The sequence below is a fragment of the Arthrobacter sp. 001422645 genome (assembly GCF_059816125.1).
Genome location: NZ_JCBANT010000014.1, coordinates 75327 through 90313 on the forward strand (window position 1 = coordinate 75327; position 14987 = coordinate 90313).

The 14987-nt window shown below is 64.7% G+C and carries 17 protein-coding genes; 12 read left to right on the forward strand and 5 right to left on the reverse strand.

Annotation, left to right across the window (positions count from 1 at the left end; all coding sequences use genetic code 11):
• Positions 1 to 1066 precede the first annotated feature (1066 nt).
• Both AC6EUH_RS14265 and AC6EUH_RS14270 read right to left on the reverse strand, forming a co-directional pair.
• Positions 1067 to 1642: a hypothetical protein gene (locus tag AC6EUH_RS14265; RefSeq protein ID WP_499739053.1), complete on the reverse strand. Its 576-nt coding sequence runs from the start codon at positions 1640 to 1642 to the stop codon at positions 1067 to 1069.
• A 498-nt stretch (positions 1643 to 2140) separates the two neighbouring features.
• On the reverse strand, positions 2141 to 2593 hold the full coding sequence (locus AC6EUH_RS14270) for a hypothetical protein (protein ID WP_499739054.1): 453 nt from the start codon (positions 2591 to 2593) through the stop codon (positions 2141 to 2143).
• A gap of 480 nt (positions 2594 to 3073) precedes the next feature.
• Between AC6EUH_RS14270 and AC6EUH_RS14275 the strand changes: the two genes are divergently transcribed.
• Entirely contained in the window at positions 3074 to 3997 is a 924-nt protein-coding gene (locus AC6EUH_RS14275; protein WP_499739055.1) for an Ltp family lipoprotein, read from the forward strand.
• Positions 3998 to 4061: 64 nt separating this feature from the next.
• Positions 4062 to 4475, forward strand: coding sequence for a hypothetical protein (locus tag AC6EUH_RS14280; protein ID WP_499739056.1), 414 nt, complete (start codon positions 4062 to 4064; stop codon positions 4473 to 4475).
• A 120-nt stretch (positions 4476 to 4595) separates the two neighbouring features.
• Here AC6EUH_RS14280 and AC6EUH_RS14285 read toward each other — a convergent pair whose 3' ends face one another.
• Together AC6EUH_RS14285 and AC6EUH_RS14290 are read right to left on the reverse strand one after the other, a co-directional pair.
• Positions 4596 to 4802: a helix-turn-helix domain-containing protein gene (locus AC6EUH_RS14285; RefSeq protein WP_499739057.1), complete on the reverse strand. Its 207-nt coding sequence runs from the start codon at positions 4800 to 4802 to the stop codon at positions 4596 to 4598.
• Entirely contained in the window at positions 4802 to 5281 is a 480-nt protein-coding gene (locus AC6EUH_RS14290) for a DUF2975 domain-containing protein (RefSeq protein WP_499739058.1), read from the reverse strand. The genes AC6EUH_RS14285 and AC6EUH_RS14290 overlap by 1 nt, the downstream gene beginning before the upstream one ends.
• Positions 5282 to 5429: 148 nt before the next feature.
• Here AC6EUH_RS14290 and AC6EUH_RS14295 point away from each other — a divergent pair, with 148 nt between their 5' ends.
• The 9 genes from AC6EUH_RS14295 (at position 5430) to AC6EUH_RS14335 (ending at position 13042) form a co-directional block, all read left to right on the forward strand.
• Positions 5430 to 5783, forward strand: coding sequence for a hypothetical protein (locus AC6EUH_RS14295; RefSeq protein ID WP_160667415.1), 354 nt, complete (start codon positions 5430 to 5432; stop codon positions 5781 to 5783).
• Between the two features lie 95 nt (positions 5784 to 5878).
• The gene (locus AC6EUH_RS14300) at positions 5879 to 6772 is read left to right on the forward strand and encodes a potassium channel family protein (protein ID WP_499739059.1); all 894 of its coding nucleotides are present in this window, start codon (positions 5879 to 5881) and stop codon (positions 6770 to 6772) included.
• Between the two features lie 40 nt (positions 6773 to 6812).
• Positions 6813 to 7562 (forward strand): ArsR/SmtB family transcription factor, encoded by a 750-nt coding sequence (locus tag AC6EUH_RS14305; protein WP_499739060.1) that lies wholly within the window; start codon positions 6813 to 6815, stop codon positions 7560 to 7562.
• A 206-nt stretch (positions 7563 to 7768) separates the two neighbouring features.
• On the forward strand, positions 7769 to 9472 hold the full coding sequence (locus tag AC6EUH_RS14310; RefSeq protein ID WP_499739061.1) for a helix-turn-helix transcriptional regulator: 1704 nt from the start codon (positions 7769 to 7771) through the stop codon (positions 9470 to 9472).
• Positions 9473 to 9560: 88 nt separating this feature from the next.
• Positions 9561 to 9860 (forward strand): hypothetical protein, encoded by a 300-nt coding sequence (locus AC6EUH_RS14315; protein WP_499739062.1) that lies wholly within the window; start codon positions 9561 to 9563, stop codon positions 9858 to 9860.
• 38 nt (positions 9861 to 9898) lie between these two features.
• Positions 9899 to 11059: a flavin-containing monooxygenase gene (locus tag AC6EUH_RS14320; RefSeq protein ID WP_499739063.1), complete on the forward strand. Its 1161-nt coding sequence runs from the start codon at positions 9899 to 9901 to the stop codon at positions 11057 to 11059.
• Positions 11060 to 11132: 73 nt separating this feature from the next.
• Positions 11133 to 11585, forward strand: a complete 453-nt coding sequence (locus AC6EUH_RS14325) for an SRPBCC family protein (protein WP_499739064.1) — start codon at positions 11133 to 11135, stop codon at positions 11583 to 11585.
• A gap of 63 nt (positions 11586 to 11648) precedes the next feature.
• Complete coding sequence (locus tag AC6EUH_RS14330) at positions 11649 to 12230, forward strand: histidine phosphatase family protein (protein ID WP_499739065.1); 582 nt, start codon at positions 11649 to 11651, stop codon at positions 12228 to 12230.
• Positions 12231 to 12283: 53 nt separating this feature from the next.
• Positions 12284 to 13042, forward strand: a complete 759-nt coding sequence (locus AC6EUH_RS14335) for a DinB family protein (RefSeq protein ID WP_499739066.1) — start codon at positions 12284 to 12286, stop codon at positions 13040 to 13042.
• A gap of 52 nt (positions 13043 to 13094) precedes the next feature.
• On the opposite strand, the gene AC6EUH_RS14340 is transcribed toward AC6EUH_RS14335, so the two are convergent.
• Complete coding sequence (locus AC6EUH_RS14340; RefSeq protein WP_499739067.1) at positions 13095 to 13514, reverse strand: ester cyclase; 420 nt, start codon at positions 13512 to 13514, stop codon at positions 13095 to 13097.
• Positions 13515 to 13874: 360 nt separating this feature from the next.
• On the opposite strand from AC6EUH_RS14340, the gene AC6EUH_RS14345 reads away from it, so the two are divergent.
• On the forward strand, positions 13875 to 14957 hold the full coding sequence (locus AC6EUH_RS14345; RefSeq protein WP_499739068.1) for a glycerophosphodiester phosphodiesterase family protein: 1083 nt from the start codon (positions 13875 to 13877) through the stop codon (positions 14955 to 14957).
• The last annotated feature ends 30 nt before the right edge of the window (positions 14958 to 14987 follow it).

Sequence of the window (14987 nt, forward strand, 5' to 3'; positions counted from 1 at the left end):
TCGGCGATTTTCCTGAACCCCTGGCGACCAAACAGTCTCCTACCCTCAGCAACCCCGGAGACATCTGGCCATCGAATGATTGACTTGGAATTTTTCTACGCCATGAGACACGCCGCCACCAGCTACCCAAACCCTGAACAGGAAATCAGCGAGAAGCAGGTCTTTATTCACAAGCGGACGCTGGTCTACGATCCCTGGGTCGACGGGTCAAAAAAATTAGCGGAGGTCGCTTCACGAGTCCGAATGCACTCAAAATCGACCCACCGAAATCAGAGGCCTTCATGGTGAAGGGACCTGGGGGCCAAGGTGCTGGAACTGATTTCGCTGCACGATATGTAGTCATTGGTCTGGGTGCTGCCCAGCATGGCAACTTTGCGGTCGTTTACATTGTCTCTTCGGACGAAGCAGTGAACTTCGTCGTGATCCCGTTAATGGGCTTCATAGGGCGTTCACAGCAGTTCCTTCTTGGAATCAAGAAGACAACCAGCGGACTCTTACGGCGCGCATCGAAGCGATCGTGATATGAAGCCTGCCCCCTCGGGAATTTCAGCCTCCAGCGCCTGCTCGTCGCACTCGGCGATGGCGTGGAGGCGCCAGGGGTACCGGACGCTGTACTCGGTGAAGTCGTGGTGCAAGGCCTCGGTGAAGTCGAGCAGCACGTGGAAGAAGCCAGCAACAAGGAGGTGAGTGCCCCTTACCTCGGCGCGCTGAGGGTTTCGATGACGGATGGGATCAGAAGCCCCTTGCGACCCCAGACAGGGGCGAAAATTTGGACCTGCACAAGACGAGGCTTGACCTCGCCGCCGCCCTCGAGTGCGTTCGCCCCACACATGTTGCGAGGCACTGCATTCATAGCGGCATCGATACGAATCCAATTTGGCTTCTCAGACTCCGGGTGACCGACCACGGCGAACTGCAGCAGCACTGCCGTTTTGTGGACGAATTCATTCTCTGTCAGGAACTCCTAACAAAAAGTGTTGCAGTTCGCCGACATTCGGTTATGCGCTGCATTCAGTGACTCTCTATGGAGAAGACCATCAACGATCAGGCCGGGGAGTGCTATTGGCTAGGGGATCGTGTCCACGGACACAGCCCTCAACCAACCCTCTGTGGTCTCACCGTTAATCGTTGCCTCACCCGATTCCACAACCATCTGGACCTTTGTACCGTCCCGCCACCCGGCAGCATCTGACTCGTCCACGAACACGAGCAGGTCTTGGGCTCCCCCTTGAGCTTTTAGCAAGACGGTAAACTCACCGGCCGCCCCGGTCATCCACAGCTCGGACATGAACAGCTCGCCAGTCAGCCCAAACCGGTCACCGTTTCTGATTCCCCCCATCTGAGCGGAGTTGAGCTTGTCTAGCAGTTCATCGACGGTGATAGCTGTGACCACAGCGGTAGCTGGCGGGGACTCGATCGAGGGCGCCGTTGCCTCAGCAGGTGCGGTCCGTGCTTCAGTTTCGACAATCTGGGATGGAGTCGGCGACGGGAGCGCCTCGGCACTGTTGTTTGAACTACCCCCTCCCCCGACCGCACTGATGATGAGCGCCCCGACGACGAGGAGTGCGAGCAGGCCGCCACCTGCCCCGATCAGTTTCCATGGAGTCTCTGGTTGCGGCCGCCGGACTTCTTTGGCAGGCATGACGTCTTTCTCCCCCGGAATCCGAAAAATCACATCGGCGAGGAGCCGCGGTTGGGGGTCCCAAACGTTGGTGCGGGTAGACCCAGCGGTGCACGGAGCAGTTCTCCCGGTGGCCAGGAGCCGGGGCCGGACCCGGCTGACATGATCGTGGCAGTCCCGTGAGTTGCGCACCCTAGATTGAACGTTCTTCGGCCCGCACGACGGCGGCACCTGGCGCGTCGAACCGGGGAACCTGCTCATCTGCGAACGCCGCGCGGACTTCTTCGTCGCCGTCGCAACGGGCACCGAACCCGTGCAACTCCCCACCGGATCGGTGCTGCTCAGCGCCGCGCCCCTGGCGGAGGACGGCTGGCTGCAGCCGAACAACGCGGTGTGGGTTCTGCGGGACTGACTCGACCGGTCTCAGAGGGCCGTCCACGTTCCATCAGGAACGCGGACGGCCTTTGTCGTAAGAGAAGGACGGAGACGTGGCTGTCTCGCGTGGGGTCCACGAGGGAGCTAGAAGCTAACTCCGACACCACCGCCCCGGAACTTCGCTTGGTGTTCCAAGAACGGCGCAACCCACCAGGCATCAACTTGGTAAAGGTTCACACGAACAGCCGGGACTTCGTAGCTGGTCATTCCTGAGGGGATCACTTGGGCAGGACATAGCGTGAGGAATTCCAGTGTGGGGAGGCTGTCCCCCGGGGACAGCACCTCCATCAAATCACTCGCCTGTTGCGCGGCGATGGCTTCCTTTTCGTGCCGGGGCATCTTCCAACCCCCAACGTCCTTCACAATCTCTGCTGCAAACGCGCTCACGTTCGTGCCAATAAAATTGGACGTGCTCGTAGGGATGCCTATATACACGGTGGACCCGCATACAACAACGATGCGCTGCAAGATGGCGCCGTTCTCCGCCGCCTGGACAACCGCTTGGAGGTGGGGATCAAGTGCTCCGAGTGTATTCATGCAGGGACTCTAACAACGATCTCTCGCCGGCGGAGCGTAAACGCAAGATTGACGACACGGCACCCTCGTCGAGTCTTCCCCAGACGGGCATGTTGGCTCTTCAATCGTCATCCGTTGCGCAGCTTTCCTTTGCTTCTTCATGACGTGTCGACAAGTCTGATTCAGGAGGACTCTCCGCCTCGGAATGCCAACTAGCACGCTTCTTTTGAACGCCGGCACTTTTCTGAAAAACGACCGAGACGACATTTTCCAATGCGATTGCATTCGATGTCGGTGTCGAGGTGTAGCATCCGTTTTGCGGGCATAGACGCCCGCGACGCTATTGGGGGAAGCGAAAATGCTTGTGACTTTTGGCTGGCGCGATGTAGCGCGTCTGCGGCCCGTATTCCAGGCCGGGCTCCCTCAATGCGCGTCCATCACCGCACCCACTCCGCACGCTTCGCATCGCACGTCGGTCAGGTGTCCTATGAAAGGACTCTCATGAGCCAATACCCGAACCTCGCCCCCTATCCGCCGTCCCACGGCTATGGACAGGCGCAACAGAGCAACAAGTCATTCCTCGTGACATGGCTGCTGTCCCTCCTCCTCGGCGTTCTCGGCGTGGACCGTTTCTATCTGGGCAAAATCGGAACCGGTATCCTGAAGCTGGTCACCCTCGGTGGTCTGGGCATCTGGGCCCTGATCGATCTCATCTTTGTCCTGATGAACAAGACCAGCGACAAGCAGGGCCGTCCTTTGGAGGGCTACGACAAGCACAAGAAAGTGGCCTTGATCGTCACAGCCGCCTTCCTCCTCCTGAGCATCATTATCAATGCCAGCCGTGCGGGAGCCGCGACAACGTCCGCCTCGCCCGCGTCCGCCGTGGACGACGCAGTCACCGCAGCTGCTGTCCCGTCAGAGACGGCAACGAAGGATCCCGCCGCCGCCAAGGCTGAGGCGGACGCGGCTGAAAAGGCTGCCAAAGCTGAAGCAGACGCTGCCGCTAAGGCCGCCAAAGCTGAGGCAGACGCTGCAGCCAAGGCTAAAGCGGACGCTGACGCCAAGGCCAAGGCTGACGCAGCTGCCAAGGCTAAGGCTGACGCTGACGCTGCGGCCAAGGCTGCTGCGGAAGCTGGGACGATCAGTCAGCAAAACGCTCTGGGGAAAGCTGCTGATTACCTCGATTACTCCGCCTTCTCCCGCACAGGTCTGATCAAGCAGCTTGTCTACGAAAAGTATTCGACCGGGGACGCGACCTGGGCCGTGGACCGCGCGAAAGTTAACTGGAACGAGCAGGCAGCCAAGAAAGCCAAGGATTACCTTGAATACTCGTCCTTCTCGCGCTCCGGACTGATCGATCAACTGCTCTATGAAGGCTTCAGCCCGGCGCAGGCCGAGTACGGAGTAAGCAAGACCGGTCTCTAGGGGCCTGAATCGATCAAGCCCAGCCGGTGGGCTGCTAAATCCAGAACAAATGAAAATGGGAATAATGAAGAAAGAACTGGCCCTGACGGGCTTGCTGTGTCTTGCACTATCAGGATGCGCGGGAGCAAATACGCCTAAAGCTGCTCCGACCGTCACCGAGACCGTGACTGTAACGGAAACCGCCACGGCGACCGTAACGGCGACTGTGACAGCAGCCGCGGCGGCTCCAGCCGCCGCAGCTGCCGTACCTGCCGCTCCCGCTCCGGCCGAGACAGCCGTAATTCCGGCCGCAGTTGCAGGCATGAATGCTCAGGCCCTCGACGACGACTTGGCGGCCTTGGGATTCGAGAACATCATTTACAACGCCGATACAGGCAAAACAGTCCTCTTGCTAAGCAACTGGACAGTCACCGGAATCGATAACCCGGGCGCTAAGCAGCCCGTTAGCAAAGCCGTTGTCGTTCACGTGACCAAGTAGCGCGGCGGCGGGTGCAGACGGACATAATCAGCCGTCTGCGCCTGCCGTTCAGTGCACAGGTGCTGAGGCCCCGCTGCGGTAACGAGCATTCCTATTGGGCTACTCCCCGCCAGACTCCCATCATTCCTCGACGAACTCCAGTAGGTCACCCGGCTGGCACTTGAGGACCCGGCACATCGCCTCCAGGGTGCTGAAGCGGACAGCCTTTGCCCGGCCGTTTTTGAGCACGCCCACGTTCGCCGGGGTGAGTCCCACAAGGTCGGCGAACTCGCCCACGCTCATTTTTTGTTTGGCCAGTTCGACGTCGATGCGCACCACGATGGGCATCAGATGACCGCTTCCATGTCGGTGCGAAGGTCCGTGGCCTGCCGGAGTAGCGCGCGCAACACCACGACCACAAGGCCCAGGGCCGCGCCAGCCACCAGCAGCAGGAACAGCAGGAGCGGCAGGCCAGGGTCATCCGCGCTGAGCACGACGGAAGCGGACAGTACCGCCAGCATCGTCCAACCGGCGGCAATGGACCAGACAATCGCGTCGACCCACCGCAGTGCGCCGTTGCTGAAGATGCTGCCCAGCTTGACCATCGTGAGCAACTTCCACGTGCTCACAATCACCACCTGGACGCAGGCGACCTCCAGGATCGAGAAGATGGTGAGCGGCCACTGCAGGGAGGCGCGGTCCGGATTCTCCTGCGCCATGTGGGCGAACTGCCCGGGCAGGGACATGACCTGGAACAGGACCAGCAGGAGGAACGCCACAACTAGGACGATCCGAAGGGCGATGACAGCCAATCGAGTAAATTGCATGCATCGAGTTTCAGCTATTACCCATCGAAAGTCAATCGATCCGGGGGCCCTACCCGGCTTCCTCGCCGGCAGCGGAACCGCCGGACCTTCACGGGCCGCATAGATAGACTGCTGTGGTACGTGTCCCTCGACTTATTAGGAGAAGTTCATGAGCTACAGCGGAAGTCCGTCCGAGAAGCCGGTCGCAGCCGGTGACCTGGACCGCAGCCATATCGGTCAGACTGTGAGCTTTGAACCTAACGACTTCACAGTTGTCTTCGGAACACTCTCCGGCATCGCCCGGACGGACGCCATGGTCTACCTGTCCCTTCAGGGCGTGGGCGGCGGCACCCACTTGAAGGACGAGTACGACTTGCCTGTCGGCCACAACGTCTACGTTCAGATGGATCCCCTGAGCAGCGCCAGCAAAACCCTGTCGGAGGCGGAGCGGGTCATCAAGGAGAAGTTCGACGAGATCAAGAAGAACCTCCGGGACCGGGAACAGAAACCCGGTTCCGAGTAACCGGCATCCAGCCACAGAGGAACCCCGCAGTGCCGGGCACTGCGGGGTTCCTCTGTCTATGACTGCGCTCAGGGCGCCGCCCATAGGATGAGGCAATGGACTTCGAAGGCACGCTCTGGACGGTTTTGGGGGCCGGGCTGGTTCTCCTGATGCTCGTTGATGTCTTTCGTACGCTCCTCTACCCGCATGGGTCCGGTCCTCTGGGCCGGGCGATCATGCGCGGATTCTGGCTGGTGTCCAGAAAACTGCGGGGCCGGGGCTCCTTCATCGCAGCACCTTTGGCCATGGCCGCTGTGATTGGAGCCTGGGCAAGCCTGGCGGCCATCGGCTGGGCCCTGCTCTATCTGCCCCATCTGCCGGCCGGCTTTGTTCACGGACCCGGAGTTCCACAGCGGGGCGACTTTGCGGAAGCGCTCTACATCTCCCTTGTCACGCTTTCCACGTTGGGGTTCGGCGACATCGTGCCGGCGGATCCGCTCCTCAGGTTGGTGGTGGCCCTCCAGGCCGTCACCGGGTTCGGGTTGTTAACGGCGACGGTCACCTGGATCCTGCAGATGTACCCGGCCCTGAACCGCCGCCGGATCCTTGCCCACCAGCTGAACCTGTTCAGGGAAGCTGCGGGCCCGTCGGGTGTTTTGTCGCTGGATCCCGGGCATGCTGCCGGGCTGCTGGAATCAATGGCCGGAAACGTGGCATCGGTAAGCATAGATCTGCTGGCGTTCCATGAAACCTACTACTTCCGTGAGATTGAGCAGCGCGGCTCCTTGCCCGCCACAGTGGCCTACGCCCAGGAGCTGGCATCCCAGGCCCAGCGCAGCGACAGCCTTGAACTCCAGTTCGCCGGACGGATGCTCCACGCGTCACTGGACGCTCTCGCGGAGGTCCTTCGCGGCAAATTCGGCCATTCAGGAGCCACGTCGTCCGATGTGTTCGACAGTTACGAGCGGCACCACCGACACCTCCGGCGTGGGAATCCGGACACGAACTAGACCCTAGACATGTGACCAATCAGTCACCTATCCTGAACCTGTGGACGCCGTATTCAAGGCCCTGGCCGACGCCACCCGCCGCGATCTCCTGGATGAGCTCTTCAGGAACGACGGGCAGACCCTCCACGCTCTTGAGGCCCGCTTCGAGATGACCCGCTACGGCGTGATGAAGCACCTCAAGGTTCTGGAGGACGCCGGCCTCGTGGTGACCCGCCGTCGGGGTCGCGAGAAACTCCACTTCCTGAATCCGGTGCCCATCCGGCTGGTCCACGACCGCTGGGTGAGCAAATATGCCGAACCATGGGCCGCTGGCCTCAGCGACCTCAAAACCAGATTGGAAAGTCCCATGGAAAAGATCTTCGAAATCTATATCAAGACGACCCCGGAGCGGCTCTGGGAGGCCATCACGGACGGCGAGATCCGCAGCAAATACCAGTTCGGGTCCGTCATCACCTCGGACTGGACGCCGGGATCCCGGTTCGAGATGGCACCCAAGGGCGGGGAACCCCTGGGCGAGGGCGAAAACCTGGAGGTTGACCCGCCCCGCCGGCTCGTGCAGAGCATGCGCGCGCTCTGGGGCGAGGACGTCAAGGCCGAAGGCACGTCCCGGGTGACCTGGGAAATCGAACCAGTGGGCGATTCCTGCCGCCTGACCGTCACCCACGACCAGCTCCGCGAAGGCGCCAACGACCAGCTCTACGGCGGCTGGCCGATGATCATCTCCGGCCTGAAGACCTGGCTGGAAACCGGCGAACTCCTCACCACCCCCGGCTCCCTCATGTACACCTGAGGCGGGCCGGCGAGCGCCGGCCGGACGCCGCCGTCGTGGTTGAAATGCACGCCCTGTTGGCGTTTCGGCCCGCACCTTGCCGCCCCTAAACCCCGGCTGTAGCCTGAAAAGCAGATGACGGGCCACGCCGCCCACCACCGGTTCCGGGAGGGCCGGGCGGGCTGTGCCCACAGGCTCAGACCCGCCACCGGGAACGGGGAGGCGCGATGTCTACACTCGCAGACGGCCGGGAAGCCTACGCCGCACGGCGCTGGCCGGACGCCGTCGGGCAGTACACCGCCGCCGACCAGGACGAGGAACTTCCCGCCGGCGATCTGGAACAGCTGGCCATCTCCGTCATCCTCACCGGCCGGGGCTCCGAGGGGGTGGACATCCTGGCCCGGGCGCACCTGAAGTACCTCGCCGACGGCGACTACCCCGCGGCCGCCCGCTGCGCCGTCTGGACCGGAATGAACCTCATCCTGCTGGGCGAACCGGCCCGCAGCGCCGGCTGGCTGGCCCGCGCCCGCCGGATCGTCGAGGACCTGCCCGAGCCCTGCCCCTTCGAGGGCCTGCTGTCCGTCCCTGTCGGGCTGGGCGCCCTCTACCAGGGCGACGGCGCCTCCGCCGCGGAAGCCTTCACCCGGACTGCCGAGCTGGGTCGGGCGCGCGGCGACGCTGACTCGGCGGCCCTCGGAACTCTGGGCCTTGGGCAGGCAAAGATCATGCTGGGCGAGGTGGACGACGGCCTGGCCCTGCTCGACGAAGCCATGGTGGCCGTCACCGTCGGGGAACTCTCCCCCGTCCCCGCCGGAATCATCTACTGCGCGGTGATCGAGACCTGCCATCTGGCCTTCGACCTGCGCCGCGCCCACGAGTGGACGCGGGCTCTGGAACGGTGGTGCGACTCGCAGCAGAAGCTGGTGGCGTTCAGCGGCCAATGCCAGATGCACCGGGCCGAGCTCTACCGGCTGCACGGCGCCTGGACCGAGGCGATCGACGCCGCCAAAACGGCGCAGGACCTCGCCTTCCGCGGCGACCGGATGGCCACCTACGGCGGCTTCTACCAACAGGCCGAAATCCACCGGCTCCGGGGCGACTTCGACGCCGCCGAGGCCGCCTACCTGCACGCCCAGGACACCGGCTTCCCGGCGCAGCCCGGGCTGGCCCTCCTGCGCCTGGCCCAAGGCAGGCCTGACCAGGCCCAGTCCCTGCTCCGGCAGGCCATGGACGGCATCGACCCCGCCTACCGGCGCCTGATGCTCGCCGCCCGGGTGGAGATCGAGCTGGCAGCAGGCGACGCACCGGCAGCTCGGGCCGCCGTGGAGGAGCTGGACTCGCTGTGCGCCTCGATCGACATGCCCCTGCTGCACGCCCTCGCCGAGCAATCCCAAGCCGCTGTCCTGTTCCACGACGGCGACCCCAGGGCCGCCCTGGTCCCGCTGCGCCACGCGTGGTCCCGCTGGCTGAGCCTCGACGCACCGTTCGAGGCTGCCCGCTGCCGCGCCCTCCTGGCCAGGGTGTGCGCCGCGCTCGGAGATGAGGAATCCGCCCGGACGGAGCGTGAGGCGGCCCGGGCCGTCTTTTCCGAGCTGGGCGCCGCCCCGGCGCTGGCGGAACTTGAGCTGGCGGGGCTTAAGCAACCGGCGCCCGTAGCGGCGGACGCCCGGACAGCCCCGGCGCCCAGCACCGGGAACGGCGCCCATCACGCCGCCGACGCCGGGCCGCTCACCGCCCGCGAAACCGAGGTGGTCCAGCTCGTCGCCGCCGGACTGAGCAACCGCAACATCGCCGCCGAGCTGTTCATCAGCGAAAAAACGGTGGCCCGCCATCTGAGCAATATCTTCACCAAACTGGGCCTAACCTCCCGGGCCGCGGTCACGGCCTACGCCTACCAGCACGGACTCGCCCTGACCTCCCGCCCTGCATAAAATTACCCATTCCCGAGTTCTCCCCTGCCCATAAGAATTGGGTGATTCGCCCGATTCGCCGCAACGCGACGAAAAATAGCGTTAAGGCATGAACGTTTCAGTGCTCGCAGGAATGGTTTCCACCGGCCTCTTCGCGGTGAGCTACCTGCCCATGCTGCTCAAGGCCCTCCACACGAGGAACCTTGACTCCTACAGCCTCGGCTACCTAGCGCTGAGCAACGTCGCCAACGCAGTGCACTCCGTGTACGTCTTCAGCCTCCCGCTGGGGCCGATCTGGCTGCTGCACTTCTTCTACGTCGTCGCCTCCGCGCTGCTGCTCATCTGGTACCTGCGGTTCCGGTCCGGACCCGCGCGCCACCCGGCGCCGCAGCAGGCACAGCGTTCATAACCACCCCACTGCACCTGCAACACCAAGGAGGCACCACTATGAACACCACCCCAGCAGCTGACACCGGCGGCGTAGTCGGCACTGGCAAAGGCGGCATCGCCGACGTCGACACCGTCATCATCGGCGCCGGTCAGTCCGGCCTGGCGCTGGGCTACTACCTGGCGCAGCAGCACCGGGACTTTGTCATTCTCGACGCCGGCACACGGGTTGGCGAGGCGTGGCGGAGCCGCTGGGACTCGCTGCGGCTGTTTACCCCCGCCAAGTACAACGGCCTGCCCGGCCGGCCCTTCCCGGGCGACCCCCTGGCCTTCCCCACCAAGGACGAGCAGGCGGACTATCTGGAGGACTACGCTTCCCGGTTCCACCTGCCGGTCCGGCCCAACACGGCGGTCACCCGGCTTAGCCACGACGGGCAGCGGTTCCAGGTCACGGCCGGGACGCAGCGCTGGACGGCGGCGAACGTCGTCCTCGCCACCGGCGCCTGCCAGCTGCCCAGGACGCCGGGCTTTGCGGCGGACCTGCCGTCCGACGTCGTGCAGCTCCACTCCCGCGACTACAAGAACCCGGCCCAGCTCAAGCCCGGCCACGTCCTGGTGGTGGGCGTGGGCAACTCCGGTGCGGAGATCGCTCTGGAGACCAGCCGCACGCATGACACCTGGCTGGCCGGCAAGCCGAGTGCCCAGCTCCCGTTCCGGCACGGCCGGGCCGCGGCGCGCTTTGTGTTCCCGGTGGTCCGCTTCGCCGGGCTGCATGTGCTGACCACCACCACGCCGGTCGGGCGCAGGGCGCTGCCCAAGATTGCTGCCATGGCCAGGCCGCTGATCCGCACCAAGCTCGCGGACCTGCGCGCCGCCGGGGTCCGCCTGGTGCCGCGGGTCACCGGAGTTGAGGACGGCGACGTCATGCTCGACGACGGCCGGCGCCTCCCGGTGGCAAACGTCATCTGGTGCACCGGCTTCACCGAGGCCTACCCCTGGCTGGACATCCCGGCGCTGCCCGTGAACTGGCGGGAGCAGCAGCACCGCGGGATCGTGGACGCCTTGCCGGGCCTGTACCTGCTGGGGAAGGAGCTCATCTTCGCAGAAGCCTCGGAAACCCTCCCGGGCGTGGGCCGGGACGCCAAATACCTGGCGAAGCAGCTCGCCGCCACCAGGGCTCCGCAGCACGCAGCGAAGGCGCAGAGCGGGCTGGCGGCATAACGCAGTAATTCGGCCAGTCGGCTGACCGCCCGATCCGCTTCCGTTCGCGTCCGCAGGGTGCCAGAGTTGAATGATGAATGAGGAAACTGGCGGACTGGTCCTGAACCTCGAATGCACCCTCGATGCTCCCCCGGAAGAAGTCTTCAGGATGCTGACGGAATCGACCGAACTGGCGAAGTGGTGGGGTCCGCAGGGCTTCACCATCCCGGCAGCCGAACTGAGCCTCACAGAAGGCGGCCGCTACCGGTTCCGCATGGCGCCGCCGGACGGCGAACCGTTCCATCTCTCCGGCGAGTTCCTGGAGATCGATCCGCCCTGGCACCTGGTGTACACCTTCCTCTGGGAGGAACCGACGCCGGACGACCGGGAAACCGTCGTCGACCTCTCCCTCGGGACTACCGGCGAAGCCACGCGCCTGGCGCTCTCGCAGGGACCGTTCCTGACGGAAGAGCGGGTGGACCTGCACCGCAACGGATGGACCGAGTCGTTCGAGAAATTGCAGGCGGTACTGAACAGCCGCACCTGAGACGGTCCCGCGCCGCATTCCTGCGATGTCCGGTTCCAACGCCCGCCAAGGCAGACTGGAACCATGACCGTTACAACCTTCGCGCTCATCCGCCACGGCCAGACCGACTGGAATGCGCAGCGCCGGCTGCAGGGATCCACCGACATCCCGCTGAACGACATCGGCCGTGACCAGGCGCGGGACGCAGTCGAAGCCCTGGCCGGACACGGGTGGGACGCCGTCGTGTCGTCACCGCTGAGCCGCGCCGCGGAAACCGCCGACCTGATCGCCGCCGGGCTCGGGCTCACCGTGGCCCGGCGCGTCCCGGAGCTCACCGAGCGCAGCTTCGGCCCCGCCGAGGGCATGCAGGACGGTCCCGAGCTCGACGCCCTGCGCACCCCCGGCGGTTTCCACGGCGCCGAAGGCGAGGACGAAGCTGCGGGCCGCGGTCTCGCCGCACTGGAAGGTCTGGCCGAGGAGTTCCGCGGCGGCCGCGTCCTGGTGGTCACGCACGGCTCGCTCCTCAGGGTGAGCCTCAGCCGCGCGGTCGGCCGCACCCTGCCGAGCGTCGACAACGCCGTGCTCAACCTGGCCCACCACCACCCCGCGGAGGGCTGGAACCTCGAATACTTCAACGGCGAGCGGCTGACCGCCCCCGTCGGCTGACCACTTCCGTATTTCTCGTGCGTCCGGGGGAAACTCGTGGGACAGTTTTCGCCATGGCAAACTTCAATCAGTCCGATGACCTCCTTGGAGCAACATTCGTCGACGTGAACTTGCACGGGGCCCGGTTCGTCCGGTCTGACCTTTCCGGCGCGGTGATGCGCGGGGTAGAAGTCGGCGGGGCTGACATCGATGCACCGTGGCTGTTCGACGGCGGGAACGTCCTGCGCGTCAACGGCGTCGATGTGGCCCCTTTCGTCGAGGCCGAACTGAACCGCCGCTTTCCCGGCCGCGCCGAACGACGCGCCGGCGATCCCGACGGTCTTCGTGAAGCCTGGGCCGTGCTGGAGCGGACGTGGCAGGCGACGCTCGATCGGGCGGCGGCGATGCCGGCAGGCACTGTCGATATCTCCGTGGATGGCGAGTGGTCCTTCGCCCAGACGCTGCGTCACCTGGTCATGGCCACCGACACGTGGCTGGGCCGGGCCATTCTGGAGATCGAGCAGCCGTATCACCCCGTGGGTCAGCCAAACTTTGAGTACGAGCCCGACGGTTATGACATGTCAGTCTTCTCGACGCCGGCACCGACGTACGCCGAAGTGCTTGAAGTCCGGGCCGGCCGGGTAGCCATGGTGCGCGATTTTCTCGCCGCGGTCACCGCGTCTGACCTGGCCAGCGTGCGCAAGAATCCCTGGGGCCCCGACCATGCGGTGACCATCCTGTCGTGCCTGCACACCATTCTTGATGAGGAATGGGAACACCACCGGTACGCCGTCCGTGACCTGGACGCGATCGAGGCGGGACTCGACGGTTAAGGCGTGAAGCCCGACGGCGGCGGTTCCGGCCGCCGTCGTGCTTCGGATTTACTCAGGCCATAGCCATGGCGCCGATCTGCTGCATGAGCTTCATGTTGTCCGTGGTGCCCCAGTGCTCGGCCACTTTCCCGTCCTCGACACGGATGATATCCGTGCAGTCGAACTCCACGCTCTTGCCGGTGGCCGGGATGCCGGCCAGCTCGCCACGGTGGGTGCCCGTTAGGATCACGTGGCACGCCTCCATGTTTCCGGCGCTCAGCGAGGGCGCGATCTCCTTGACCTTGATGTCAGGGAAAGCCGACCGCATCGTGTTCACGAAGAACTTCACGCCGTCCCTGCCGGCTGGTTGCCCCGGGAGGCCCTCTTCGTGATCGACGTAGCTGTCCGTCGCCAGCTCATCGACCAGGGCGACGTTTCCGCTCTCCATTACATCCTTGTAAAACCGCTCTATCAGTCCAATACCTTCCGACATTTTCGACTCCTTATAGGCGAGAGACCGAATTGGATCCCCAGCGCCTTGTCCGGGCACGCCACACGACCCCACGCCGCAGGCCGCCATTCCGGGCAGTGGGCGCCCGCGTGGAGCGCCGAGAGAGACTGTAAAAGTGATGTGAAACGGGCGAAACGCTCCGTTAAGGCCGAACTTATTCCGGCGGTTTGGGTGTGTCAAGGTGCCGTGGCTACCGCGTTTGCAGCGGTCCCGGCCTACCCCCGGCGACGAAATGTTCACCCGGGATCCAGTTCTCCGAACGACGCCGTCCACCTCGCCTCCCTAGGGTGGTCGGGTCGCCGGCGGAGCGCCGGCAACCGTCACCCAGGAGGAACCATCACCATGCGCACAGTCCTGACTGCCGCGGCCGCCGCCGCGCTCATCGCCTCTCTGGCGAGCCCCGCCGTCGCCGCTTCACACCCCGAAGCTGGCTCCGCGCCGTCGTCGAACGCTGCCGGAACCGCTGCCGCAGGGGCACCAGCCGGCATCAAAACCAACCAGAGCAACGGGGCCTTTGACCTGCAGTCGCACCGGGGAGGCCGCGGCGAATGGACCGAGGAATCCCTGGCAGCCTTCGCCAGCTCGCTGGAACTCGGCGTGACCACGCTGGAGCTCGACACCCACCTGACCGCCGACGGGAAGGTCATCGTCTGGCACGACGACACGATCCAGGCCGACAAGTGCCAGGACACCGCGCCGGTCACTCCGGGCGACGCCGCTTTCCCGTATGTCGGTGACCGGGTTGCCGAGCTGTCGCTTGCCCAGATCAAGACGCTGGACTGCGGCTTCACCCAGCTCAAGGGCTACCCGGAGCAGGACGTGATCGAGGGCAACCGGATCGCCGAGCTCCAGGACGTGTTCCAGCTGGTGCGCGACGCCGGCGCCAAGAAGGTCCGCTTCAACATCGAGACGAAGGTCGAGGACGGGATGTCCGGCGGCGAGGGCATGGTGGCCCTGACCACGGCCGTGGTCGCGGAGATCCGGGCGTCCGGCATGGCGGATCGCACCACCGTGCAGTCGTTCGACTGGTCATCGCTGAACCTGACCCAAAAGATCGCCCCGGAGCTGCCGCTCGTGGCCCTGTCCAGCGGCGACGCCTGGCTCGAGGTCGGGCAGCCCGGCGCCAGCGCCAACCTCGGCGGCATCGACATCGATACCTACGGCGGATCCCTTGCCAAAGCCGCGGCCGCCCAGGGCTACGACGCCGTCTCCCCCGCCTTCCGCTCCGTCACCCCCGGGATGATCGCTGAGGCGCACGAGCTCGGCCTGCCGGTGGTCCCCTGGACCGTCAACACCACAGCGGACATGACACGGCTGATGGACCTCGGTGTGGACGGCATCATCACCGATTACCCCACCCGCCTGCGCACCGTTATGGAAGAGCGCGGACTGAAGCTTCCGAAAGCCTACGAGCTCAAGGGCTGATTCCTGCCTCCCGGCGCCGCGTCCTTGACG

Bases quoted from the DNA above. Each gene is read 5' to 3' on its own strand.
- AC6EUH_RS14340 (WP_499739067.1), bottom strand. From the start codon at position 13,514: ATGTCGGAAGGTATTGGACTGATAGAGCGGTTTTACAAGGATGTAATG.
- AC6EUH_RS14295 (WP_160667415.1), top strand. From the start codon at position 5,430: ATGAGCTACAGCGGAAGTCCGTCCGAGAAGCCGGTCGCAGCCGGTGAC.
- AC6EUH_RS14265 (WP_499739053.1), bottom strand. From the start codon at position 1,642: ATGCCTGCCAAAGAAGTCCGGCGGCCGCAACCAGAGACTCCATGGAAA.
- AC6EUH_RS14325 (WP_499739064.1), top strand. From the start codon at position 11,133: ATGAATGAGGAAACTGGCGGACTGGTCCTGAACCTCGAATGCACCCTC.
- AC6EUH_RS14300 (WP_499739059.1), top strand. From the start codon at position 5,879: ATGGACTTCGAAGGCACGCTCTGGACGGTTTTGGGGGCCGGGCTGGTT.
- AC6EUH_RS14280 (WP_499739056.1), top strand. From the start codon at position 4,062: ATGAAGAAAGAACTGGCCCTGACGGGCTTGCTGTGTCTTGCACTATCA.
- AC6EUH_RS14345 (WP_499739068.1), top strand. From the start codon at position 13,875: ATGCGCACAGTCCTGACTGCCGCGGCCGCCGCCGCGCTCATCGCCTCT.
- AC6EUH_RS14275 (WP_499739055.1), top strand. From the start codon at position 3,074: ATGAGCCAATACCCGAACCTCGCCCCCTATCCGCCGTCCCACGGCTAT.
- AC6EUH_RS14335 (WP_499739066.1), top strand. From the start codon at position 12,284: ATGGCAAACTTCAATCAGTCCGATGACCTCCTTGGAGCAACATTCGTC.
- AC6EUH_RS14320 (WP_499739063.1), top strand. From the start codon at position 9,899: ATGAACACCACCCCAGCAGCTGACACCGGCGGCGTAGTCGGCACTGGC.
- AC6EUH_RS14285 (WP_499739057.1), bottom strand. From the start codon at position 4,802: ATGCCCATCGTGGTGCGCATCGACGTCGAACTGGCCAAACAAAAAATG.
- AC6EUH_RS14270 (WP_499739054.1), bottom strand. From the start codon at position 2,593: ATGAATACACTCGGAGCACTTGATCCCCACCTCCAAGCGGTTGTCCAG.
- AC6EUH_RS14290 (WP_499739058.1), bottom strand. From the start codon at position 5,281: ATGCAATTTACTCGATTGGCTGTCATCGCCCTTCGGATCGTCCTAGTT.
- AC6EUH_RS14315 (WP_499739062.1), top strand. From the start codon at position 9,561: ATGAACGTTTCAGTGCTCGCAGGAATGGTTTCCACCGGCCTCTTCGCG.
- AC6EUH_RS14310 (WP_499739061.1), top strand. From the start codon at position 7,769: ATGTCTACACTCGCAGACGGCCGGGAAGCCTACGCCGCACGGCGCTGG.
- AC6EUH_RS14330 (WP_499739065.1), top strand. From the start codon at position 11,649: ATGACCGTTACAACCTTCGCGCTCATCCGCCACGGCCAGACCGACTGG.